Genomic DNA, 24870 nt, shown 5'->3' on the forward strand with positions numbered 1-24870 from the left:
AATGGCCTCTGTGCCCGCTCAGGGAGGGTTTTTCAAGCCCAATTAAGGACTTGCAAACCTAACGATTCTAGGCCGACGCCGCCTGGCGAAGCTCGCCGTGGCGCTCGCGGAACAGCTGCTCCTCCCAGGCCAGCGCATGGGCCGCAATCGTTTCGAGGTTCTCATATTGCGGCTTCCAGTCCAGCACGCTGCGGATGCGGCTGGTATCGGCGACCATGGTCATGATGTCGCCGGGCCGGCGCGGCGCGTACTGGACCGCAAAGCTGCGCCCCGCAACCCGACGCACGGCATCGATTGTCTCGAGCACGGAATAGCCGCGGCCATAGCCGCAGTTCAGCGTTATCGAGGGGCCGCCGCGGCGCAGGTAAGCCAATGCCGAGTGATGCGCCTGCGACAGATCGGTGACGTGGATGAAGTCGCGGATGCAGCTTCCGTCCGGTGTCGGATAGTCGGTGCCGAACACGTCGATCTTGGCGCGCTGGCCGGTGGCGGCTTCGACTGCAATCTTGAGCAGGTGCGTGGCGCCGACGGTGGCGAGCCCGATGCGCGCCTGCGGATCGGCGCCGGCCACGTTGAAATAGCGCAGCACGACATATTGCATGCCGTAGGCCGAGGCGACGTCGTGCAGCATGATCTCGGTCATCAGCTTCGAGGAGCCGTAAGGCGAGAGCGGCCGCGTCGGCGCCTGCTCGGGCACCGGCACCTGGTCGGGATTGCCGTAGACGGCGGCGGTCGACGAGAAGATGAAGCGGTTGATGCCGCGCTTGACTGCGACGTTGAGCAGGTTGCGCGCGGTCATGAAGTTGTTGCGGTAGTAGCCGAGCGGATCGCGCATCGACTGCGGTACCACGACCGAACCTGCGAAATGGATGATGCTGTCGATGTTGTGCTGGGCGATCACACCTTCGACAAGGTTCTCGTCGCCGGCGTCCCCAATGAACAGCGGCACGCCTTCCGGCAGGTAAGCGGAAAAGCCCGTGGAGAGATCGTCGATCACGACGACGTCCTCGCCGGCTTCCGCCAGCGCCAGAACCGTGTGACTTCCGATATAGCCGGCACCGCCGGTGACAAGCACAGTCATGATCTCACCCGTCTTGCGATCATCCGGTGATGCTAACGTTTGCGTGGTGAAGAGGGGGTATCGGCGCGGCTGAACTGGTCACTATGCTTAATGTTGCGTATAGGAGCCGCACGAAACGGAGCGTGACGTGGCCAATTTCCCGGGCGATCTCGAACTGATCGTGCCAAATCTGCACAGGCGCTATTCCGGCGTGACCGCGACGAACCGGATGGTCGCGCCGCGCCTGGCAAGGCTGTTTCGCGCCGCCTGGTTCGGCTCCGACGCGCCGGAGGGGATCGCGCGCCTTGGCGTTGCCGACTTCCTGAAACTATGGCGCCGGCGCGCGCCGCTGATCTGGCACGCGCGCCGCAACAACGAGATGATCGCGGGCGTGCTGCTGCGCGCGCTCGGCTGGCCCTTGAAGCTGGTGTTCACCTCGGCCGCGCAGCGGCATCATAGCTGGATCACGCGCTGGCTGATCCGGCGAATGGACGCGATCATCGCAACCTCTGACATCTCGGCGTCGTTCCTGAAAGTGAAGGCGATCGTGATTCCGCATGGCGTCGACACCGACATCTACGCGCCGCCTTTGGATCGCGGCGCAGCGTTTGCGGAAGCCGCGCTGCCGGGTCGCTACGCGATCGGCTGCTTCGGCCGCGTGCGTGCGCAGAAGGGCAGCGATGTCTTCGTCGATGCGATGTGCCGTCTGTTGCCGCGCCATCCGGATTTCACCGCCGTCATCGTCGGTGCGATCACCCCGGAGCAGATGCCGTTCGCGAATGATCTGAAAAAGCGGATCGAGGCCGCCGGCCTGCAATCGCGCATCGTCATCACCGGCGAGCTACCGATCGAACAGGTACAGCGCTGGTATCAGCGGCTGACGATCTACGCCTTCACCTCGCGCAACGAAGGCTTTGGCTTGACGCTGATCGAGGCGATGGCGGCGGGCAGCGCGCTCGCAGCCTCACGCGCCGGCGCGGCCGAGCTCGTGGTCGAGGACGGCGTTACCGGCGTCTTGATGCCGCCGGGCGATGCGGATGCGCTGGTCGCCGCGCTCGAGCCGCTGATGCGCGACCCCGCCGCCGCGCTGGCCATGGGCGCGCGCGGGCGGACACGGGTGCTCGCGAGGTTCAGCCTCGATGCCGAGGCGGGGAGGATCGGAGACGTCTATCGTCCGCTGCTCTGAACCGGCGCTTTCGGGGGCCAGGACAAAAAACTCGAAAACAACCCCATGCAAAGTAGCGGTGACGGGTGGGGCGACGACTTGCGGGTTTTGCGAAATTGGTTGATGCGTCGGGCAAATCGCCAAACAGGCATCATCGCAGAAATGATCGGGCTCGCACCGTGTCATCGGCCGCGGGCTTTGTTGGTTTTCGACGTCCTTGACACATTGTTCATGTTTTGTTCTTATTCTGCCATCCCTGAAGTGGAGATGGCTATGGACAATCGCATCAACGAAATCCGAAGACTTATCAGGGCGTTACGCGTGAGCATGCTTGAGGCTGAGGCCATCATGCGTGATCAGATCAATCGGGATGAGAGCTGCGCCTTCGTGGCGCAGGAGATCATGAAGATGCGCTCGGTCATGGGCCTGCTGGTCCAAGAGCGGACAGCGCTCGGAGATACCGATCCCATTCTCGTCAATAGTTTCTTCCTTCCCCGTCGGCGGTCGACGGAGAAGGTCGTTGCCCGGCACCTCTCCCGAGCGGGGAGAGGCCGGATTGCGCAGCAATCCGGGTGAAGGGCTGCGGCGCTCAGTGAGACTGTAACCCCTCACCCGGATCGCATCTTTCGATGCGATCCGACCTCTCCCTTCGGGAGAGGTGATCTGGATCCTCGACTCACTTCCGATTCCAACCAAAAACCATCCCGCTTCAGTGCGCTTGTCACGTCGTGGCGCGTGCGCCGCTTTCGCTGAGCACGCGCTGCGCGATGGCGACGACCTCGGAGGCCGCGATGTCGCGCATGCAGCGGTGGCCGTTCATCCGGCAGATCGTGCTCTGGCAAGGCTGGCAGGAAAGGATCGACTTGTTCTGCACGACGGTGGCGGCAAGGCCGTTGAGCGGCGCCCAAAGGTAAGGGCTGGTCGGGCCGAAGATGCCCATGGTCGGCGTGCCCAGGGCGGCTGCGATGTGCATCAGTCCGGAGTCGTTGGAAATGGCAACGCCGGCTGCCGCCATCGCGAGCACGCCGTTGCGCAAGTCCGTGCCGGTCAGGTCGCGCACGCGCGGCCCACCGGCAGCGACGATCTCCTGTGCCATGGCCTTCTCGCCGGGGCCGCCGACCACCCAGACTTCCAGGCCCTTCTCCACGAACTGGCGGGCCGCTTCCGGATAGTAAGTCCAGCGCTTGGAGGCGCCGACCGATCCCGGCCCCAATGCGACTGCGGTGACCCCGGTCAGGCCGTTCGTCTGGCGCCAGCGTGCGACCTCCTCGGGCGGAACGCGCAATTGCGGCACCGGCCATTCCGGCGGCAGCGGCGCGCCGTCGGGTTGGGCGAGCGAGGCGTTCTTGTCGATGAAGCGGGGTAGCCGTTTCTCGCCCCAGCGCCAGCGGTTGATCAGGCCGAATCGGAATTCGCCGACGAAGCCGACCCGTTCGGGGATGCCGGCCAGCGCGGGCGCGATGGCCGCCTTCCAGGTCCGGGGCAGCACCAGGGCGGTGCTATAGTTCCGCTCGCGCAGCAGCCTTGCGAGGCCGAATTGTCTGGTCACGGCGAGCCGGCTGCGCGGTAGGTCCCAAGCGATCCCCTCTCGCACGCCCGGCATGTAATCGACCAGCGGAGCGCAGAGCGGGGTGGTCAGGAGGTCGACCGGCCGATTCGGCCAGCGCTCCTTCAGGACCCGCACCACGGTATGGTTCCGAACGAAATCGCCGATCCACATGTAGGGGATGATCAGAATCGGCCGCGTGTCGGCCGGATCCTCAAATCCACTAAATTGCGAATGTTCGTTCATTTGTTAAGGGGCCCAGGTGACGTCGACAGGGTCCGTTCGGTAGCCGCTCTGCACAGGCAGGACAAGGCGGGACAGTTCCGATCCCCAAAACCGCTTACACTTTGGCGGATCATGCGCTACGGCAGGGCTTGCGGCGGGTTCTTGGGTCGTTTCTTGGACAGTTTCTTGGTCAGTCGCACTGAATTTGGCAAATCGGGCAGGGACGGTTGAATGTTGCTGGTGACCGGCGGGGCCGGTTTTATCGGATCGAACGTCGTGGCGGCGCTCAATGATGCGGGCCGCAGCGACGTGGCGGTCTGCGACCTCCTCGGCCACGAGGGCAAATGGCGCAATCTCGCCAAGCGTCAGCTCGCCGACATCGTGCCGCCCGCGGAACTGATCGACTGGCTGAGCGGTCACAAGCTCGATGCCGTGATTCACCTCGGCGCCATTTCCGAGACAACCGCGACGGATGGCGATCTCGTCGTCGAGACCAATTTCCGTCTCTCGATGCGCCTTCTGGACTGGTGCACGGCGAACGCCGTGCCGTTCATCTATGCCTCATCAGCCGCCACCTATGGCGACGGCGCGGAGGGCTTCGGCGATGACGCCTCGCTCGCCGCGCTGAAGGCGTTGCGGCCGATGAATCTCTACGGCTGGAGCAAGCATCTGTTCGATCTCACTGTCGCCGGGCGCGTCGCGCGCGGCGACAAGCTGCCGCCGCAATGGGCGGGGCTCAAGTTCTTCAACGTGTTCGGCCCGAACGAATACCACAAGGGCACGATGATGAGCGTGCTGGCGAAGCGCTTCGACGACATCAGGACCGGCCGCGTCGTGCAATTGTTCAAGTCGCATCGCGAGGGCATTGCCGACGGCGATCAGCGGCGTGATTTCATCTATGTCGACGACGTCGTGCGGGTCATCATGTGGCTCCTTGCAACGCCCTCGGTCTGCGGGCTGTTCAACGTAGGAACCGGCAAGGCGCGCAGCTTCAAGGACATGATGCTCGCGGCCTACGCGGCGCTCGGCACGAGGCCCAACATCGAATACATCGATATGCCCGAGACGATCCGGGACAGTTATCAGTATTTCACCCAGAGCGAGGTCGATCGCCTGTGCCGCGCCGGCTATAACGGCGGCTTCACGGCGCTCGAAGATGCGGTGACGGCCTATGTCAGGGGCTACCTTGACCGGCCCGACCGTTTCCGCTGAGGCGTTGAGGACCATGCAGACGCCCATCTTCGATTTCGATACGCTCGCGGAGGCCGTCGCTGGCCGCACGGTGCTCTGCATCGGCGATCTCATGCTCGACGAATTCGTCTATGGCGAGGTCTCGCGGATTTCGCCGGAGGCGCCGGCGCCCGTCATCGTCGCGCAGCGCAGCGAGACCCATATCGGCGGCGCCGGTAACGTGGCGCGCAACATCGCGTCCCTCGGCGCGCGCTGCATCTTCGTCGCGCTGGTCGGCGAGGACGAGGCGGGGGCGCGGCTCAAGGGCGCGCTGACGGAGATCGCCCGCATTGAAAGCGTGCTGGTCAGCGATCCCTCGCGCCCGACCACGCGGAAAGTGCGTTTCGTCTCCGAACATTTTTCCACCCACATGCTGCGCGCCGACTGGGAGCAGGCGGTGCCGGCCTCCCCCGAAATCGAGCTGAAGCTGATCGAGGCGATCCTGCCGCAGATCTCGCGCGCCGACATCGTGCTGCTCTCCGATTACGCCAAGGGCGTGCTGACCGCGCGCGTGATCCGTAACGTGATCGACGCCGCGCGCAAACTCGGCAAGCGCGTGATCGTCGATCCCAAGAGCCTCAACTGGGCGATCTATCGCGGCGCCACCCTGCTCACGCCCAACCGCAGGGAATTTGCCGAGGCGACCCGCAGCCGCGCCGACACAGTCGGGAGCATCACCGAAGCCGCGCAGGACGTGATGCGGCTTGCCGATTGCGAGGCGATCCTGGTGACGCAAAGCGAGCACGGCATGACACTGGTGCCGCGCGAGGGCGAGGCGGTCCACGTGCCGGCCTATCCGGCGAAGGTGCGCGACGTCTCGGGCGCCGGCGACACCGTCGCTGCCGCGCTTGCCGCGACGCTCGCGACAGGCGCCGATTGGGATACGTCGCTGCGCATGGCCAGTGCCGCCGCTGCGGTCGCGGTCGGCAAGCAGGGCACCGCGAACGTGAGTGCGGCCGAGCTGCGGCGAAAAATCCTGCCGCATGCCTATCTCGCGGCCGAGGAAAAGATCGTGCTCGCCCCCAGCGCGCTTGCCGAGCAGCTGGCGGACTGGCGCAAGCAGGGCCTTCGCGTCGGTTTCACCAATGGCTGCTTCGACATCCTGCATCCCGGCCACGTCAAGGTGCTGACCGCGGCGCGCGCGGCCTGTGACCGCCTCGTCGTCGGCCTCAACAGCGACGCCTCGGTGCGGCGGCTGAAGGGCGAGGACCGGCCGGTGCAGAACGAACGCGCGCGGGCCGAGGTGCTGGCCGCACTCGAAGCCGTCGACCTCGTCGTCATCTTCGAAGAGGATACGCCGATCAATCTGATCACCGATATCAAGCCAAGCGTGCTGGTGAAAGGCGGCGACTACACCCGCGAGCAGGTGGTCGGCCATGAGGTGGTCGAAGCCGCGGGCGGAACGGTGGTGCTGGTCGACATCCTCAGGGGATTCAGCACGACCGCACTCGTCAACCGGGCGCGGGGAGGGACGACGTGACGACGCTGGCGCGGGAAACCACCGGTGCGATGATGCTCCGCCGCTTGCGCAGCCCCGCTGCGTGGGGCGAGACCGTGGACCTGTTCGCGGTGCTGACCGCGGCCTCGCTGCCCTGGTCGACCTCGCTGGCCGCGATCTTCAATGCCCTCATGCTCGTCTGCATGGTGCCATTTCTCGACGTCAGGGATTTCCTGCAATCGTTGAAGCGGCCGATCTGTGCGGCGCCGATCGCGCTGTTCGTGCTCGCGCTTGTCGGAACGCTGTGGTCGGATGCGGCGTGGGGCGCGCGGCTCTACGCCGTGAACCCGACCGTCAAGCTGCTCGTGCTGCCGGTTCTGCTCTATCATTTCGAACGCTCCTCGCGCGGACGGTGGGTGTTCGTCGCCTTCCTGGTCTCCTGCGCGCTGTTGTCGGTGATGTCCTGGCTGGTCGCCTTCAATCCCGCACTCTCGATCAAGCCCGGAAACGTCGAGCGCGGCATCTTCGTCAAGAACTACATCGACCAGAGCCAGGAATTCACGCTGTGCGCGGTCGCGCTCGCCTATCCGGTCGTGATGCTGCTGCGTGAGAAGCGATACGGGCTCGCCGTCCTGCTCACGGCGCTCGCGCTGAGCTTCTTCGCCAACATGGCCTTCGTCGTGGTGTCGCGCACCGCGCTCGTCACCGTGCCGATCATGTTCGCGGTGTTCGCATTTTTGCACCTGAAATGGCGCAGCATCGCGATCATCTCCGCCGCTCTGCTCGCTGGCGCTGCGCTCGCCTGGCAGATCTCGCCGCAATTGCGCAAGACCGCCGACAGCTTCGCCAGCGATTATCGTGGCTACAAGGAGAGGGGCGAGCCGACCTCGCTCGGGCTGCGGCTCGAATTCTGGCGAAAATCCCTCGGTTTCTTCGCGGAGGCTCCGGTCATGGGGCACGGCACCGGCTCGACGCGCGGATTGTTCGAGCAGGTCGCCACGCCCAGTGGGCGCTACCAGGCTTCTGCCGAGGTGATCGGCAATCCGCATAACCAGACGCTGAATGTCGCCGTGCAATGGGGCGTCATCGGCATCGTCGTCCTCTATGCGATCTGGCTCCTGCACCTTCTGCTGTTTCGCGGCGACGGACTTGCCAACTGGATCGGCCTGTTGGTCGTGGTGCAGAATATCTTCACTTCGCTATTCAACTCCCATCTGTTCGACTTCCACGAGGGCTGGATGTACGTCATCGGCGTCGGCGTTGCCGGTGGCATGGTGATCCGCGCGCGACAAGCTGACCCGAAGGTGGGGGAAGCTGGTTCCTGAGCGGTCGGGCGGCTGGCATGTCTCGACGAGATGGGCTATCAGCGCGGTCAGGTTGCATCTAACTGGATATTCATCGGTCGGCGGATGACGCGTCTTTCGCATCTTACCTTGCGCAATTTCCTGATCGCACTCCACGACCTCCTGGCGACCACGGCGGCGCTGTTCGTCGCTTTCTATCTGCGCTTCGAGGGCGGGGAGCTGTTCTTCGCCCGTTTGCCGCTGCTGCTGAAGATCCTGCCAGGGTTCCTCGCCTTCAGCGTGGTCGTGTTTTACGTCTTCAACCTGACCACGACGAAATGGCGCTTCATCTCGCTGCCCGATGCGCTAAACATCATCCGCGTTGCGACCGTGCTCACCTTCGCACTGCTCGTGCTGGACTACATCTTCCTCGCACCCAACGTCCACGGCACCTTCTTCCTCGGCAAGGTGACCATCATCCTCTACTGGTTCCTGGAGATCTCCTTCCTCAGCGCGCTGCGCCTGACCTATCGTTACTTCCGCTATACGCGGGTGCGGCGTCACGCCCGGATCGAGGATGCCTCGCCGACGCTGCTGATCGGCCGTGCGGCGGACGCTGAGGTGCTCTTGCGCGGCATCGAGAGCGGGGCGATCAAGCGCATTTGGCCGGTCGGCGTGCTGTCGCCGTCGAGCTCCGATCGCGGCCAGCTGATCCGCAATGTGCCGGTGCTGGGCGGCATCGACGACATCGAGGACGTCATTGGCGACTTTGCCAAGCGCAACAAGCCGATTGCCCGTGTCGTGATGACGCCGTCCGCGTTCGAGCCCGAAGCCCATCCGGAATCGATCCTGATGCGGGCGCGCAAGCTCGGCGTGATCGTCAACCGCATGCCGTCGCTGGAGAGCGGCGACACGCCGCGGCTCACGGCGGTCGCGGTCGAGGACCTCCTGCTGCGGCCGAGCGAGAAGATCGACTATGCGCGTCTGGAAACCCTGATCAGGGACAAGTCCGTAATCGTCACCGGCGGCGGCGGCTCGATCGGTTCGGAAATCTGCGAGCGCGTCGTCGCCTTCGGTGCTGCGCGCCTGCTGGTGATCGAGAATTCCGAGCCGGCGCTCTACGCGGTCACGGAAGCGCTTGCGGCGCAGGGTTCTGCGGCGACGATCGAAGGCCGGATCGCCGACATCCGCGATCGCGAACGCGTCATGCGCCTGATGGCCGAGTTCAAGCCGGACATCGTGTTCCATGCCGCCGCGCTCAAGCACGTGCCGATCCTGGAACGCGACTGGAGCGAGGGGGTCAAGACCAACATCTTCGGCTCGATCAACGTGGCGGACGCCGCCCTTGCCGCCGGCGCCGAGGCCATGGTGATGATCTCGACCGACAAGGCGATCGAGCCGGTCTCGATGCTCGGCCTGACCAAGCGTTTTGCGGAAATGTACTGCCAGGCGCTCGATCACGATCTGGGGTCGCAGGGCGGAGACAAGTCGCCGATGCGGCTGATCTCGGTGCGCTTCGGCAACGTGCTCGCCTCGAACGGCTCGGTGGTACCGAAATTCAAGGCGCAGATCGATGCCGGCGGTCCGGTCACGGTCACGCATCCCGACATGGTCCGCTACTTCATGACCATCCGCGAGGCCTGCGACCTCGTGATCACGGCTGCGACCCACGCGCTCGGGGCCGAGCGCTCGAACGTTTCGGTCTACGTGCTCAACATGGGCCAGCCGGTCAAGATCGTCGATCTCGCCGAGCGCATGATCCGCCTCTCCGGCCTGCAGCCCGGCTACGACATCGAGATCGTGTTCAGCGGCATGCGGCCCGGCGAGCGCTTGAACGAGATCCTGTTCGCGTCCGAGGAGCCGACCGTCGAGATCGGCATTGCCGGCATTATGGCAGCGCGGCCCAACGAGCCGCCGATGCAGACCCTGCGCAAATGGACCTCCGCGCTGGAGCAGGCGATCGCACGCGACGATCGCGCCACCATCAGGACCATCCTGAAGGATGCCGTTCCGGAATTCGGATCGACTGCGGCCTGACCATGCAGTCTCAAGGCAAGATCGTGGTCGCGAGCCAGCATTATCCGCCGGATCCCAGCACCACGGCGACGATCATGGCGGAGATCGCGTGCCGTCTGGCCGTGGACCATGAGGTCGTTGTGCTGTCCGGCATGCCCGGCGAGCTGCCGGCCTCGCAGACCGGACCCGGCAAGCCGCGCGTCGTTGCCGTCAAGAACCGGATGACCGGAAAGGCGGCGCTGGTCCGGCGCGCTCGTGCCGAGATCCTGTTCGCGCTGCGCACCTTCCTCGCGTTGACGAAGGTTTTGAGGCGCGGCGATGTCGTGCTCACCGTGACTGCGCCGTTCATGCTGCCCTATGCGGTCGCGGCGGCTGCAAGGCTGAAGGGCGCGCGCTCCGCGTTGATCATGCACGATCTGTTTCCCGACGTGCTGGTGATGGCGGGCCTGCTCAAGCCGCGCTCGATCGTGACCCGCGTGATCCGTGCCGCCAACGCTTTGATGTTCCGCGCGCTCAATGCCGTCATCACCATTGGCCGTGACGCCGAGGGACCGCTGCTGCGCTACCACGGCATGACCGCGAACAAGATTCGCTTCATCCCGAACTGGGCGACGCTCGCTCCTGCGCTGCGTCCGGTCTCGGTGGACAATCCCTTCCGCCGCGCGGTGCCGGCCCGCTTCGTTGTCGGGCTGTCGGGCAATCTCGGTTTCACGCACGATCCGGAGATCGTGTTCGAGGCCGCGCGCCTGTTGCGGCAGCAGACGGACATCCACTTCCTGCTCTCCGGCTGGGGGATCGGGTTCGAGCGGCTGAAGCAGTTGCAGGCGGAATCGAGCTTGCCGAATGTCTCCTTCGTGCCGCGCGTCGAGGACGCCGAGCTCGAGGCGTTTCTCGCGGCCGCCGACGTCTGGATCATCCCCTATCGGAAGAACGTCGCGGGTGTGTCGGTGCCGAGCCGATTCTATAATCTGCTGGCCGTCGGTCGTCCGGTAGTGCTGGTTTCCGAGCCTGAGGCGGAGGCTGCGTTGACAGTGGTCGAAAACGGGTTGGGCTGGGTGGTGGCGCCGGGCCGCCCCGAGGAGCTGGCGGATGCGATCCGCGCGGCGGCCGGGGCCGACGCCAAGGCCATTGTGGACCGGGCGGTGAAGGCCGCCACAAAATTCGATCGCGTCACGGCCATGGATGCCTATGCTGGCGTGATGGACGAATTGTTGCGCAATCCGGAACTGGCAGGGCAACGATGAGCGAGCGAAAGCCGGTTGTGCTGGTGACGGGCGCCAGCGGCTTTGTTGGGCGCCACGTCGCGCCCGCCCTCGTCGACCAGGGGTGGTCGGTCCGCCGCGCGGTGCGCAGCCCTGAGGGGCTGGATGGCGAGGTCGTCGTCGAAACGATCGGTCCCGAAACCAACTGGCAGGCCGCGCTCGACGGTGTCGATGCCGTCGTCCACCTTGCCGCCCGCGTTCACCACAAGCACGAGGAGCACGCGGTCCAGCTCTATCGCAACATCAACATCGCCGGCACCCTGCATCTGGCGCGATCGGCGGCTGCGGCCGGCGTGCGCCAGTTCATCTTCATCAGCACCGTGCTCGTTCACGGCCGCAGCAATGAGGGCCGCGCGCCGTTCAGCGAGGACGACATCCTGACCCCGCGGGGGCTCTATGGCATGTCCAAGGCGGCTGCCGAGGCAGGTCTCAAGACGCTGGCGCGCGACAGCGACATGAAGGTTTCGGTGATCAGGCCGCCGCTGGTCTATGGCGCCGGTGCCAAGGGCAATTTTGCGCTGCTGAGCCGGGCGGTCAATCTCGGATTGCCGCTTCCGTTCGCCGCGATCCGCAATCATCGCGCCTTCCTTGCCGTGCAAAACCTCTCGTCGTTCATCCTGCGCCGGCTCACCCATCCCGATCCCGCGAGCAATTTCGAGATCTTCCTGATCGCCGACAAGGAGCAGGTCTCGACTCCCGAGTTCATCGAGAGGCTGGCCAATGCCGCGGGCAAGCGGCCGCGGCTGTTCGCGGTCCCGCAGGATCTCTTGGGCTCGGTGCTCGGGGTCATCGGCCGCCAGGACACCCATGACAGCCTGATCGGCTCGCTCGAGCTGAACGTATCGAAGGCGATCGCGACCGGCTGGCGGCCGGAGGTGTCGCTCGACGAGGGACTGCGACTGGCGCTGTCGCCCCAGGGCACCTGACATGCCGCCGGCGTCGCCTCAGCCCGCCCGAACCTGAGAAAACCTGCGCAGCACGAAGCCGACCGCGACGGCGCCCGCAAGCAGCGCCAGCGTCGTGACCGTCGTCGAGGCGGCCTTGATCGTGAGAATCGCGAGCAGCGCGAGTAGGAGGTTGAGCGCGAACACCTCGCTGACGACGCGGGACACCGTGAAGCCATTGTCGGTGGCACGCTGATAGAAATGCGAGCGATGCGCCGACCAGAACGGCTCCCGCCGTGCAATGCGCCGGAACAGCGTGACGGTGGAATCGGCAAGGTAGTAGGCGGGCAGCAGCAGCGCCGCGGCGATCTGCTGATGCCAGGCAAGCCCCAGCAGGCACCAGCCGAGCAGGAGCCCGATCGGCAGGCTGCCGACATCGCCCAAGAACACCTTTGCGACGGGTCGGTTGAATGGCGCAAATCCGGCCATGGCGCCGCACAGCGCCGCCGCGACGAACGCGGCCGGCAGCGGCAGCTCGCCGAGCCATCCGAGCAGGGCCAGCGCGGCGGTGATGGGGACCACCTCCGACACCGTCATCAGATCGAGCCCGTCCATGAAGTTCACGAGATTCACGAACCACACGCCGGCGAGCAGGATCAGGCCGCGCTCGAAATCCAGCGGCAGCGCCGGGATGATCCGCAAGTTGTCCGGCGTCGCGAATACGACGGCTCCGGCGGCGGCGGCCTGCAGCACGAGACGAACCAGGACGGGAAGGGATTTGACATCATCGGCAAAGCCGACCAGCGCAATCACCACCGTGGCCGCGATCAAAACCAGCGGAACGGATGCATTCAACCAGGCGGCCCAAAGCGAGGCGACCAGCAGGGTCGCAGCGACAATTGCGATGCCGGCACCCTGCGGCGTCGGGATCCGATGCGAGGAGCGCGCATTTGGCCGAGCCAGCGCGTAACGTTGCAGCAGGGGCATGCTCCGCCAGGTGATGCAGGCCGAGAGCAGCGCGGCCAGGGCGGCAGGTAGGAGGACGAGCAGAAACATCCCCGCCGCCGTTGCAGGTCCCGAAGCGAACGTGCTCACTCCGCAACCCCTATCGGCGCCGATCCCTGCTGGGCTTTCTCCGCGCTGAAGATCCAGAGCAGTCCGCCGAACGCGCCGACGATGAAGGACACCGCACCGTACAGCAGCGAGACGTTGACGCCCTCATTGGCTGCGAGGCCCGCAAAGCCGAAGGCAAGGCCCATGGTCGCTTCGCGCACGCCCCAGCCGGCGATCGAAATCGGCATCATGGTGATCAGCATCACTGGCGGAATGAGCAGGAAGGTCTCGCCGAAACTGACGGGCGCCGTGATCGATTGCACGACGCACCAGGCGATCACGACGGTGAGCACGTGAACGAGCAGCGACAGGATCGTGACGATCGGCCCGCGCGAACGGTTGAAGATGGCGCGGTTGGCGATCACTGCGCAGGCATGAATGTGGTGGGTGCCCCACCAGCGCTTCAGCCATGGCCAGTTCAGGGCACCGAGCAGCAGGAAGCCGAGACCGGCCCCGAGCGCGGCAAAGTCCAGCAGCAACAGTGCCGAGCGACCCTGGGCATCGTTGATGAGGCGATAGCTCCACGGCAGGCTGGCGACGATGACGATCGCGAGCGCGATCAGGCCGATCGCGCGATCGACGAAGATCGAATAGGTCGCTGCACGCCAGCCGGCGCCAGCGCGGGCGACCAGCCAGAGCCGGACGGCATCGCCGCCGATCGCCGAGGGCAGGGTCTGGTTGAAGAAGGTTCCGATCACGTTGTAGCGCATGGCGCGCTCGAGCTCGAGCGGCGCGCCGCACTCCGCGCTGATCTCACGCCAGCGCAGCACACCGACGAAGATCTGGAGGAACGTCACCGCGATCGCGAGCGCGATCCAGTACAGGCTGCTCACGGTGAAACGTGACAACAGATCGGAAGGGTTCACCTTGCGCAGCGCCAGATAGAGCAGCGCCCCGGAAACGATGATCTTGGCCGCAGAAAGCAGGATTCGGCGCATCTCGCCCGCGTTTGAACAGGGGGTTTCTTCAGAGTTGGCGTAACCCGACGCCCTGCGCCGAATTCGGCCGCTTTGGTATGGTCTTGGCGCCGATCTTGCAATAGCTGTCGTGAGAAGCCGTCGTGAGAAGCTGTCGTGAGAGGCCGCGGTAGCTATTGCCGCCCCCTTGACGCGGCGGCTAAAGAGGCGGCGGCGGACGATTTGGGAACATGATGGCAGATCAGGCAATTTTGCTCACGGGCGCGGCCGGCTTCATCGGTTTTCACGTCGCCCGGCAGCTTCTGGCCGAAGACCGGCCGGTCGTCGGGCTCGATAATCTCAACAGCTATTACGATCCGGCCTTGAAGCGGGCGCGGCTGGAGGTGTTGCAGCGGCATGGCGGCTTTTCCTTCGTCCAGGCCGATCTCGCCGATCGCGACACGATTGCGAACCTATTTGCGCAGCACCGGTTCGCGACCGTCGTGCATCTGGCCGCTCAGGCCGGCGTGCGTTACTCGATCGATCATCCGCAGACCTACGTCGATTCCAATCTTCAGGGCTTTCTCAACGTGCTCGAGGGCTGCCGGCACAATGGCTGTCGTCATCTCGTCTATGCTTCGTCATCCTCCGTTTACGGCGCCAACACAAAACTGCCATTTGCCATCGGGGACGGAACAGACCATCCCGTAAGCTTCTACGCCGCGACCAAGAAGGCCAATGAGGTGATGGCGCAGTCCTACAGCCATCTGTACCGGCTGCCGGTCACGGGCTTGCGCTTCTTCACCATTTACGGCCCCTGGGGCCGGCCCGACATGGCCATGTTTCTGTTTGTAAACGCCATCATGGAGGGCAGGCCGATCCGGCTCTTTAACCATGGCAGGATGCGGCGCGACTTCACCTATGTTGACGACGTCACGCGTGTAGTATCCAAACTAATTGATCGTGTTCCGGTGGATAACCCGGCCGCCGCAAATGCGCCGTCACGGCTCTACAATGTCGGTAACCACCATCCGGAAGAGCTGATGCACGTCGTCGGACTGCTGGAAAGGGAGCTGGGCCGGACGGCTGTCAAGGATCTGTTGCCGATGCAGCCGGGAGACGTACTGGAGACTTTTGCCGATGTCGGGGATCTGATGCGTGACACGGGGTTCGCACCATCAACGCCGATCGAGATCGGTGTCCGGAATTTCGTGGGCTGGTATCGCGACTACTACAAGGTTTGAGATGATGATGGACAAACGCATTATTCCACTGATCATGTGCGGCGGCGCGGGCACGCGGCTGTGGCCGGCTTCGCGCGAGGTGCGGCCCAAGCAGTTTTTGCCGCTGTTCGGCACGCGCTCGACGTTCCAGGACACGCTCTTGCGCGTCTCTGATGGCGCGCTGTTCGATCGCCCGATCGTCATCACCAATGCGGCCTATCGCTTCATGGTGCTGGAGCAGCTCGTCGAGATTGGCGTCGAGGCCGATGTGCTGCTGGAGCCGATGCGGCGCGACTCGGGACCTGCGATTGCGGCCGGCGCCGCCTTTGCGCAGGGCCGCGACAACGCGGCGATCGTGCTAGCGCTCGCCGCCGATCATGTCGTGCGCGACAACGCCGCGTTCGTCGCGGCGTGCCGGCAGGGGCTCGTTGCCGCGGGCGAAGGGCACATCGTCACCTTCGGCGTCAAGCCGGAACGGCCGGCGACCGAATATGGCTACATCAACCCCGGTGACGTGATCGCGGGCGAGGTGCGCGCGGTCACGAAATTCGTCGAGAAGCCGGACGCGGCGAAGGCGGCCGACTACGTCAATTCGGGCTATCTCTGGAACAGCGGCAACTTCATGTTCCCGGCCGCCGTGCTGCTTGACGAATATCGCAAGGTCGATGCGACGAGCGTGCAGGCGGTCTCCGAGGCCGTCGCCAATTCTGGCCGCGATCTCGGCTTCGTGACGCTCGAGCCGAAGGCGTTTGGTTCCGCCAAGGCGATCTCGATCGACTATGCGGTGATGGAAAAGACCACGCGTGCCGCCGTCGTCCCGGTGTCGTGTGGCTGGTCCGATGTCGGCTCCTGGCTTGCGGTATGGGAGCTCTCGGAGAAGGATGCACAAGGCAATGCCGCGCACGGCACTGCCGTGTTCGAGGATTCGCGCAATTGCAACGTCACGACCGACTCTGCGCTGGTCGCGCTCGAAGGTGTCGACGATCTCGTCGTAGTGGCGACCGCCGATGCCGTGCTGGTCTCGCGCCAGAAGGATGCCAACGGCCTCAAGCGCCTCGTGACCAAGCTGAAGACGGTGGCCCCGAAGGTCACTGAGGAGCATCTCAAGGTGCATCGCCCCTGGGGCAGCTATCAGTCGGTCGACAATGGCGAACGTCACCAGGTCAAGCGCATCGTGGTGAAGCCGGGCGGGCGGCTGTCGCTCCAGAAGCATCATCATCGCGCCGAGCACTGGATCGTGGTCCGCGGCGCGGCCCGGGTCACCGTGAACGAGACCGTCAAGACGGTGCACGAGAACGAGTCGATCTACATCCCGATGGGCGCGGTGCACCGGATGGAGAACCCCGGTAAAATCATGCTGGAGCTGATCGAGGTCCAGACCGGCAGCTATCTCGGGGAAGACGATATCATCCGGATTGAAGACGACTATCAAAGGTCGTAACCAGCAACTCCGAATCGCGTGATCCGGGCTCAAGGCCGGCCTCCGATCGTGGCCTAAGGCCCGGGGAACGTGTAATTTTTTGAATCAAATCGTGTCCGGTCTACTATCTCGGCATTCGCCACAAATGTGGCGCCGTGCTAGGAGTGGCGCCGGGGATTTGGGTTGAATCGGGGTTCGATCAGATGAGTTCCAAAGGATCTGCACCGGCCAAGGCCGGCTTGCGCGTCGGTGTCATCGGCGCGGGCGTGATGGGCAGCAACCACGCGCGCGTGCTCGCGGGGCTTCCCGGCGTCAGCCTGGTCGGTGTGGTCGATCCCTCGCCGGCGCACCGCGTGCGTGCGACCGAGCTTGCCAATTGCCAGTGCTTCGAGACGCTCGATCAGCTCGTCTCCGAAGGCGTCGATGCCGTCACGATTGCGGCGCCGACCCATCTGCACCACGAGATTTCGCTCGCCTGCATCGCCAGGAAGGTCCACCTGCTGGTCGAGAAGCCGATCGCGTCTTCCGTGGAAGAGGGGCGCGAGATCGTCACTGCTGCGCGCGAGGCTGGCGTGACGCTGATGGTCGGCCATGTCGAGCGCTTCAATCCGGCGGTCGCTGCGGTCAAGCAGGCGATCGCGGGCGAGGACATCCTGTCGATCGCGATCACGCGCGTCGGTCCGTTCCCGCCGCGCATGTCGAATGTCGGCGTGGTGATCGACCTCGCCGTGCATGACATCGACCTGATCCGCTGGTTCACCGAGTCCGATATCGTCGAGGTGCAGCCGCAATTGTCGAGCGCGGTCGCCGAGCGCGAGGACATCGCGCTGTTGCAGTTCCGCACCGCGTCGGGTGTGCTTGCCCACATCAACACCAACTGGTTGACGCCGTTCAAGGCGCGCAGCGTCACGGTCGCGACGCGCGGCAAATACGTCATGGGCGATCTGTTGACGCGCCAGGTCACCGAATGCTTCGGCTTCAAGCCGGACGGCGCCTATTCGATGCGGCATCTGCCGGTCGGCCATGACGAGCCGCTGCGTGCCGAGCTGATCTCGTTCCTCAACGCGGTGCGCCATGGCGAGACGCCGGCGGTGACCGGCGATGAGGGCGTTGCGAGCCTCGAGATCGCGACGCGCTGCCTGGAGGCGCCGAGCCGTCCCGCGGCGGCATCCGCGGCCCGCAAGGGGCCGCGCCGCGTCGCCGGCTGATCCGTCTCGATGTCGACCACCCAGAATCTGCCAGACAACCCGCAAGGCGCCATGAACCAGCATCTGCGTTCCGATCCCATTCCCTTCATCGATGTCGGCGCGCAGCGCCGCCGGCTCGGCGCTTCGCTCGATGCCGCCGTCACGCGCGTCCTCGACCATTGCCAGTTCGTCAACGGACCGGAGGTCACCGAGCTCGAGAAGCAGCTCGCGGCCTATTGCGGCGCCAAGCATGTGGTGGGCTGCGCCAGCGGCACCGATGCGCTGCTGATGGTGCTGATGGCGAAGAACGTCGGGCCCGGCGATGCCGTGCTGTGTCCGTCGTTCACCTTCATTGCAACCGCTTCGCCGGCGGCGCGGACCGGTGCTACGCCGGTCTACGTCGATGTGGATGAGGCGACCTTCAACATGAGTGCCGAGTCCCTGAAGCGCGGCATTGCGACCGCCCGGAAGGCCGGCTTGAGGCCTGTCGCGATCATTCCGGTCGATCTGTTCGGACAGCCCGCCGATCACGACGCCATTGCCGCGATTGCGGAGGCCGAGGGCCTGTTCGTGATCGACGACGCCGCGCAAAGTTTTGGCGCGAGCTACAAGGACCGCAAGCTCGGCACGCTGGCGCTGGCAACCACGACCAGCTTCTTCCCGGCCAAGCCGCTCGGCTGTTTCGGCGACGGCGGCGCCATCTTCACCGATGATGACGAGCTCGCGCACACGCTGCGCAGCATCCGCGTCCACGGCCAGGGCGCGGACAAGTACGACAACGTGCGCCTCGGCCTGACCGGCCGGCTCGACACCATGCAGGCCGCAATCCTGATCGAGAAGCTCAAGATTTTCGACGACGAGATCGCGGCGCGCAACAAGGTGGCCGAACGCTATGCCCGTGGCCTGTCCAACGTCGTCACCGTTCCGCGACTTGCGCCCGGGTGCACCTCGGTCTGGGCGCAGTACACCATCCGCCTGCCTAAGGGCACCGACCGCGACGGCTTTGCCGCCGCACTGAAGGCCCAGGGCGTGCCGACCGCGATCTACTATGCGAAGTCCATGCATCAGCAGACCGCCTACAGGCACTATCCGGTCGCCGACGGCGGCCTGCCGGCCTGCGAGAGCCTGTCGGAGGACGTCATCAGCCTGCCGATGCACGCCTATCTCGACGAAGCGGCCCAGGAGCGAATCATCGCCGCCGTGCGCGGCGCGATTTCAACCTGATTGTCCTGATTTTGTGGTGCCACCTTGGGGGTACCTCTCCCGCTTGCGGGAGAGGTCGGATTGCGAAGCAATCCGACTGAGGGCTCTATACTCTTGGGGGTTCTCGTTTGCGGAGATACCCTCTCCCCAACCCTCCCCCGCAAGCGGGGGAGGGGGCGCAACTTCGCCGCGCGGCTTGCACCTAGACCTAATCTGGCCATGCTCTAAAACGGACGCATGCTTGGACGCATCTTCACAGTTGGCGGCTATACGCTGCTCTCGCGGCTGACGGGGTTTGCCCGCGACATCATGCTCGCGGCGATCCTGGGCGCCGGCCCCGTTGCCGACGCCTTCTTCGTGGCGCTGCGGCTGCCCAATCATTTCCGCGCGATCTTTGCCGAAGGCGCCTTCAACGCCGCCTGGGTGCCGGCCTATGCCCATGTCCATGGCGAGAAGGGCGAGGCGGCCGCAAGACTGTTCGCCGACCGCATCTTCACGCTGCTGCTCGCATCCCAGCTCATGCTGCTGATTGTCGCCTGGCTGTTCATGCCGCAGGCCATGAGCATCCTGGCGCCAGGCTTTAGTGAGGACGCCGAGCAGCGCAAGCTCGCGATCGAGCTGACCCGGATCACTTTCCCCTATCTGCTTTTGATCACGCTGGTGACGCTCTACGGCGGCATGCTCAACGTGATGCAGCGCTTTGCAAGCGCCGCGGCTGCGTCGATCTTCCTCAACGTCTCGATGATGATGACGCTGGCGCTGGCCGCCTGGTTTCCGAGCGCAGGGCACGCTGCCGCCTGGGGCGTCCTGATTTCGGGCTTCCTTCAGTACTTCCTGCTCGCGGGTGATCTCGCGCGCCATGGCGGCCTGCCGCGCTTTGCGCCGCTGAGGCTCGATGAGGATGTCCGCAGCTTCTTCAAGGCGCTGGGCCCGGCGACGCTGGGCTCGATGGGCACGCAGGTCGCACTGTTCGCCGACACCATCATCGCGACCTTCCTGCCCGCAGGCGCGCTGTCGGCGCTCTACTATGCCGATCGCCTCAACCAGCTACCGATCGGCGTCATCGGCATCGCCATCGGCACAGTGCTGCTGCCGGAGATGTCACGGCGGATCACGGCCAACGACCATGATGGCGCGATGAAGGCGCAGCGCCGCGCGTTCGACTTCACGCTGCTGTTCTCGGTGCCCTTCGTCGCGGCCTTCATCACCGTGCCCGAGGCGATCATGCGCGCGCTGTTCGCCCGTGGTGCCTTCTCCAAGGCCGATGCGGCAGCCGCGGGCGCGACGCTCGCGGCCTATGCGATCGGCCTGATTCCCTTCGTGCTGATCCGTAGCGCGGTCGCGACTTTCTACGCGCGCAAGGATACGGCGACGCCGGTTCGGGCATCGCTGACCGGCATCGCGGTCAACGTCGCCCTGAAGGTCGCCTTGATGGGATCGCTCGCCCAGATCGGCCTGGCGCTGGCAACCGCCGTTGGCGTCTGGACCAATCTGCTGCTGGTGCTCTTCTTCGCGGTGCGACGAGGCTTTCTCGTGCCGGATCGCGCCTGGCTGTTGTCGCTCGTCAAATTCCTGCTGACCGGATTAGTCCTGGCAGCCGCCTTCTGGCTGATCGCGCGCTTCGGCGGTGCCTATCTTGCCCCGATGCGCTTCCACGACGAACTGACGCTGGTCCTGTTGGCCGTCGGGGGCACGATCGTCTACGCCCTCGCGATCCTCGTGCTGTTTGGCCGCCGCTGGCTGGTCTCGCTGGTGCGCGGCTAGGCGAACTCCAATAGATTCGTTGTGTCCGTTTTACGGGGGACGAATGCGCCGGTTCGAGGTTCTCGCCTCTAGGATGCATCGGACCTCCGCACATCCCTTGATTTTGCACGATTCCCGTGGTATTGGCGCCTCATGAACAAAGTAGTGCGCAACGTCAACTTCAAGGACATGACCCGCTTCGGCTGGGCCGTGGAAGGAGTCGCGCGCTAGGAATTCGACGACGACATCTTTTCACAAAGGCCCCGCCGGCATCGGACGGGGCCTTTTGTTTGGCCACGCTCCCTGCCGGCACAACAGCAGGAGCATCCGATGCCACCCCAACAGACGAACATCACATCCGAGACCGAGCGCGATGCCGCGGCGCTCCGCCTCGACCTCTCCATTGCAACGCTGGACGACACTTTGTCGGAAAAGGACGGTGCTGGAGCGGCCGCAGCGACGGGGCGCGTCTTAAGCCTGCTCAAGCGATATTGGCGTGCGTTTCAGGAGCAACGCCAGCGCGAGAGCTTGCGAGCCAGCTTGCAGGACCTGAGTGACAGGGAGCTGATGGATATTGGCTTGACGCGCGGCGAGATTGACTACCTCACACCTGAACGGGCTATCGATACGCTTAGAGATAGCACGAGGCATCTATGGAGCCGTGGGGGGATGTGACAGATCAATCGTCCTGCCCCCGCCATCCGCGCGGGGGCGCGGCGCTTTGCCCGGCCTGCGGCCATCTTGCATGGTAAAGCCGTTTGCGCTGCCCGCCGTTCCGCTGCAATATACGGCAAAACAACCATGAGGGCATGGAGAGAACATGGCTGCTCCCATCAAGTTCGGCGTTGGCCAAAGCGTGCTGCGCAAGGAGGATGACGTACTGATCCGCGGCAAGGGCCGCTACACCGACGACTATGCGCCGCACGCGGCCTTGCGCTGCCTGATGCTGCGCTCGCCGCACGCGCATGCCAAATACACCATCGATGTGAGTCGCGCCCGCACGCTGCCCGGCGTCGCGTTGATCCTGACCGCCGACGACGTCGGGGATCTCGGCAATCTGCCGTGCCTGTTCAACCTCGAGACCGATCCGTTCACCGGCCCGCCTTACCCGATCCTCGCCAAGGACGAGGTGCGCCATGTCGGCGATTCCATCGCCTTCGTGGTGGCCGAGACCATCGATCAGGCCCGCGACGCGATCGAGGCGATTGAGGTCAAGTGGGCGCCGCTGCCGGCGGTGACGGGCGTCGTCAACGCCGTGAAGCAGGGCGCACCGCAGGTCTGGCCGGACAAGCACGGCAACGTCTTGTTCGACGTCTCCATCGGCGACAAGGCCGCAACCGAAGCTGCCTTTGCGAAAGCGCATGCGGTCGCCGAAATCTCCATCGTCAATCCGCGCGTGGTCGCGAGCTTCATGGAGACGCGTGCAGCGGTCTGCGAATACGACGCCAAGCGCGACCATCTGACGCTGACGGTCGGCAGCCAGGGGAGCCACCGCCTGCGCGACATCCTCTGCCAGAACGTGCTCAACATCCCGACTGACAAGATGCGGGTGATCTGCCCGGATGTGGGCGGCGGCTTCGGCACGAAGCTGTTTCCGTACCGCGAATACGCGTTGATGGCGGTCGCGGCGCGAAAGCTGAAGAAGGCCGTGAAATGGGCGGCCGACCGCTCCGAGCATTTCATGGGCGACGCGCAGGGCCGCGACAACGTCACCACCGCCAAGATGGCGCTGGCCGAGGACGGCAAATTCCTCGCCATGGATTGCGACCTGATGGGCGACATGGGCGCCTATCTGTCGACCTTCGGGCCCTATATCCCGCATGGTGGCGCCGGCATGCTGCCGGGCCTCTACGACATCCAGGCCTTCCACTGCCGGGTGCGCACGGTGTTCACCCACAGTGTGCCGGTCGATGCCTATCGCGGCGCGGGCCGTCCCGAGGCCGCTTACGTCATCGAGCGCCTTGTGGACGCGTGCGCGCGAAAACTTGACATGACGCCGGACGCCATCCGCCGCAAGAACTTCATCCAGCCGAAGGCGCTGCCTTACAAGACCGCGACGGGCAAGATCTACGATTCCGGCGACTTCGCCGCGCATCTGAAGCGCGCGATGGAGATCGCGGAGTGGAAGGAGTTTCCAAAGCGCGCCAAGGCGGCCAAGAAGCAGGGCCTGGTCCGCGGCATTGGCTTGGCGAGCTACGTCGAGATCTGCGGCGTGATGGGGGAGGAGACCGCCAATGTCAGGCTCGACCCCAACGGCGACGTCACCGTCCTGATCGGCACGCAGTCGAGCGGGCAGGGGCACCAGACGGCTTACGCCCAGATCGTTGCCGAGCAGTTCGGCCTGCCGCCGGAGCGCGTGCATATCCGCCAGGGTGACACCGACGAGATCGCGACCGGCCTCGGCACCGGCGGCTCGGCCTCGATCCCGACAGGCGGCGTCTGCGTGGAACGTGCCACGGGGGAGCTCGGCAACAAGCTGAAGGAGATCGCGGCGCAGGCGCTGGAGGCAAGCGCCGGCGACCTCGAGATCTCGGGCGGCGCAATCCGTATCGCCGGCACCGACCGCTCAATCTCCTTTGCCGATCTCGCCAAGCGCCCCGGCGCCGACCCATCGAAGATGAACGGCAGCGCGACCTTTGCCAGCGCCGACGGCACTTATCCGAACGGCACGCATCTGGCGGAGGTCGAGATCGACCCGGCCACCGGCGTGATCAAGATCGTCAACTACGTGATCGTCGACGATTTCGGCAAGACGCTCAATCCGCTGCTGCTCGCCGGCCAGGTGCATGGCGGCGCCATGCAGGGCATCGGCCAGGCGCTGATGGAGCAGGTGGTCTATGGCGCGGGTGACGGCCAGCTCGTCACCGGCACCTACATGGACTACGCGCTGCCGCGCGCGGCCGATGGTCCGGCCTTCGTGTTCGAGACCCACAACGTTCCCTGCAAGACCAATCCGCTGGGGGTGAAGGGTGCGGGCGAAGCCGGTGCGATCGGCTCGTGCCCCGCGGTCGTCAATGCCATCGTCGATGGCCTCTGGCGCGAATACAAGATCGACCACATCGACATGCCGGCAACGCCGGAGCGGGTGTGGATCGCGATCACCGAGCACCATCGCCGTCACAGCCTTTGATACGTGATCTCCGCATGCGGGAATAAAACCCCGCGGCGGGGTTCTATTCAGGGATGGGCCGTGCCTCCCGCAATGCGGAGCGTGGTTCTGAGTGTTTGAGCATGATCTTTTTCGGAAAACCGCGTCACACTTTTCCCGGATCATGCTCTTGAAACGTCTGCGAGCCCGGAGAAATACCAGATGAAACGGACGATTATTGTCGTGGGCACCTTGTTGCTGGGTGCGGGCGCCGTGATGGCGCAGCAGGAGATTGCCGTTCAGCAGGACAATCTGATGCGCTCGCAGGCCAAGAGCATGTATGGCGTCATCCTGAAGATGACCAAAGGCGAGATCCCCTACAACCAGAAGGCCGTCGACGAGGCGATTGCCAACCTCGAGACCGATGTCGCCAAGATCGCCAAGACCTTCGAGGTCAATCCCAAGCAGGACGTCGTGAACGCGACCTACGGCGCGTCGCCAAAAGTCTGGCAAAACAAGGCTGATTTCGACTCCAAGATTCCGCCGGTGCAGAAGGCGATCGCGGACGTCAAGGGCAAGGTCAAGGACCTCGCGAGCCTGAAGGCCGCTTACACCAGCATGAATGATCGCTGCACCGACTGCCACGAAACCTATCGCGTGAAGTTGAAGTAGCGGGGCGGGCGTTGCCGCTCCGGCAGCTCTCTTCGCGATCACCGAATCGTGGCATGCGCGCATCACATCTGCGCTGTCATCGCCCGCGAAAGCGAAAGCGGGCGATCCAGTACGCCGCGGCGGTGTAAGGAACGTCTGGCGTCTCTGGAATACTTGTATGGGCTTGGTCAAGGATGAGTGGTTGTTAGATCATTTCAGATCATCTCCTTGTTCGAA

20 protein-coding genes are annotated in these 24870 nt (G+C 64.7%); 16 read left to right on the forward strand and 4 right to left on the reverse strand.

The features are described from left to right. Positions 1-67 precede the first annotated feature (67 nt). Entirely contained in the window at positions 68-1081 is a 1014-nt protein-coding gene (gene galE, locus SO180_RS12365; protein ID WP_449379096.1) for a UDP-glucose 4-epimerase GalE, read from the reverse strand. Between the two features lie 127 nt (positions 1082-1208). Between galE and SO180_RS12370 the strand changes: the two genes are divergently transcribed. Both SO180_RS12370 and SO180_RS12375 read left to right on the forward strand, forming a co-directional pair. Continuing rightward, positions 1209-2246: a glycosyltransferase family 4 protein gene (locus SO180_RS12370; RefSeq protein WP_449379097.1), complete on the forward strand. Its 1038-nt coding sequence runs from the start codon at positions 1209-1211 to the stop codon at positions 2244-2246. Between the two features lie 252 nt (positions 2247-2498). Further along, positions 2499-2801 carry a hypothetical protein gene (locus SO180_RS12375; RefSeq protein WP_449379098.1) on the forward strand — a complete coding sequence of 101 codons (303 nt, stop codon included), beginning with the start codon at positions 2499-2501 and terminating at the stop codon, positions 2799-2801. 145 nt (positions 2802-2946) lie between these two features. Here the strand turns inward: SO180_RS12375 and waaF are convergent, their stop codons facing one another. Then, entirely contained in the window at positions 2947-4017 is a 1071-nt protein-coding gene (waaF, locus tag SO180_RS12380; RefSeq protein WP_449379099.1) for a lipopolysaccharide heptosyltransferase II, read from the reverse strand. 210 nt (positions 4018-4227) lie between these two features. Here waaF and rfaD point away from each other — a divergent pair, with 210 nt between their 5' ends. From rfaD to SO180_RS12410, 6 genes are all read left to right on the forward strand, one after another. Beyond that, on the forward strand, positions 4228-5208 hold the full coding sequence (gene rfaD, locus SO180_RS12385; RefSeq protein WP_449379100.1) for an ADP-glyceromanno-heptose 6-epimerase: 981 nt from the start codon (positions 4228-4230) through the stop codon (positions 5206-5208). 25 nt (positions 5209-5233) lie between these two features. Continuing rightward, positions 5234-6706: a D-glycero-beta-D-manno-heptose-7-phosphate kinase gene (rfaE1, locus tag SO180_RS12390; protein WP_449379115.1), complete on the forward strand. Its 1473-nt coding sequence runs from the start codon at positions 5234-5236 to the stop codon at positions 6704-6706. After that, positions 6703-7989, forward strand: a complete 1287-nt coding sequence (locus SO180_RS12395) for an O-antigen ligase family protein (protein ID WP_449379101.1) — start codon at positions 6703-6705, stop codon at positions 7987-7989. The genes rfaE1 and SO180_RS12395 overlap by 4 nt, the downstream gene beginning before the upstream one ends. Before the next feature lie 84 nt (positions 7990-8073). Continuing rightward, the gene (locus SO180_RS12400) at positions 8074-9984 is read left to right on the forward strand and encodes an SDR family NAD(P)-dependent oxidoreductase (RefSeq protein WP_449379102.1); all 1911 of its coding nucleotides are present in this window, start codon (positions 8074-8076) and stop codon (positions 9982-9984) included. 2 nt (positions 9985-9986) lie between these two features. Continuing rightward, entirely contained in the window at positions 9987-11207 is a 1221-nt protein-coding gene (locus SO180_RS12405; protein WP_449379103.1) for a glycosyltransferase family 4 protein, read from the forward strand. Beyond that, complete coding sequence (locus SO180_RS12410; RefSeq protein ID WP_449379104.1) at positions 11204-12151, forward strand: NAD-dependent epimerase/dehydratase family protein; 948 nt, start codon at positions 11204-11206, stop codon at positions 12149-12151. The genes SO180_RS12405 and SO180_RS12410 overlap by 4 nt, the downstream gene beginning before the upstream one ends. Positions 12152-12169: 18 nt before the next feature. Here SO180_RS12410 and SO180_RS12415 read toward each other — a convergent pair whose 3' ends face one another. After that, a complete protein-coding gene (locus tag SO180_RS12415; RefSeq protein WP_449379116.1) occupies positions 12170-13165 on the reverse strand; it encodes an MraY family glycosyltransferase in 996 nt (331 codons plus the stop codon). Between the two features lie 35 nt (positions 13166-13200). Further along, the gene (locus SO180_RS12420) at positions 13201-14160 is read right to left on the reverse strand and encodes a lysylphosphatidylglycerol synthase transmembrane domain-containing protein (RefSeq protein WP_449379105.1); all 960 of its coding nucleotides are present in this window, start codon (positions 14158-14160) and stop codon (positions 13201-13203) included. 212 nt (positions 14161-14372) lie between these two features. Here SO180_RS12420 and SO180_RS12425 point away from each other — a divergent pair, with 212 nt between their 5' ends. The 8 genes from SO180_RS12425 to SO180_RS12460 all read left to right on the forward strand — a co-directional run bounded on the left by SO180_RS12425 (position 14373) and on the right by SO180_RS12460 (position 24654). Further along, positions 14373-15362 carry an NAD-dependent epimerase gene (locus tag SO180_RS12425; protein ID WP_449379117.1) on the forward strand — a complete coding sequence of 330 codons (990 nt, stop codon included), beginning with the start codon at positions 14373-14375 and terminating at the stop codon, positions 15360-15362. 7 nt (positions 15363-15369) lie between these two features. Next, on the forward strand, positions 15370-16782 hold the full coding sequence (locus tag SO180_RS12430; protein ID WP_449379106.1) for a mannose-1-phosphate guanylyltransferase/mannose-6-phosphate isomerase: 1413 nt from the start codon (positions 15370-15372) through the stop codon (positions 16780-16782). A gap of 182 nt (positions 16783-16964) precedes the next feature. Continuing rightward, entirely contained in the window at positions 16965-17969 is a 1005-nt protein-coding gene (locus SO180_RS12435; RefSeq protein WP_449379107.1) for a Gfo/Idh/MocA family oxidoreductase, read from the forward strand. Positions 17970-18020: 51 nt separating this feature from the next. Next, complete coding sequence (locus SO180_RS12440; RefSeq protein ID WP_449379118.1) at positions 18021-19172, forward strand: DegT/DnrJ/EryC1/StrS family aminotransferase; 1152 nt, start codon at positions 18021-18023, stop codon at positions 19170-19172. A 216-nt stretch (positions 19173-19388) separates the two neighbouring features. After that, positions 19389-20915: a murein biosynthesis integral membrane protein MurJ gene (gene murJ, locus SO180_RS12445; RefSeq protein WP_449379108.1), complete on the forward strand. Its 1527-nt coding sequence runs from the start codon at positions 19389-19391 to the stop codon at positions 20913-20915. Positions 20916-21224: 309 nt separating this feature from the next. After that, positions 21225-21569, forward strand: a complete 345-nt coding sequence (locus tag SO180_RS12450; RefSeq protein ID WP_449379109.1) for a DUF1127 domain-containing protein — start codon at positions 21225-21227, stop codon at positions 21567-21569. Positions 21570-21714: 145 nt separating this feature from the next. Beyond that, positions 21715-24024 carry a xanthine dehydrogenase family protein molybdopterin-binding subunit gene (locus tag SO180_RS12455; RefSeq protein WP_449379110.1) on the forward strand — a complete coding sequence of 770 codons (2310 nt, stop codon included), beginning with the start codon at positions 21715-21717 and terminating at the stop codon, positions 24022-24024. A 180-nt stretch (positions 24025-24204) separates the two neighbouring features. Further along, positions 24205-24654 carry a c-type cytochrome gene (locus SO180_RS12460; RefSeq protein ID WP_449379111.1) on the forward strand — a complete coding sequence of 150 codons (450 nt, stop codon included), beginning with the start codon at positions 24205-24207 and terminating at the stop codon, positions 24652-24654. Positions 24655-24870 lie beyond the last annotated feature (216 nt).

It is taken from the genome of Bradyrhizobium sp. UFLA05-112, assembly GCF_053572325.1.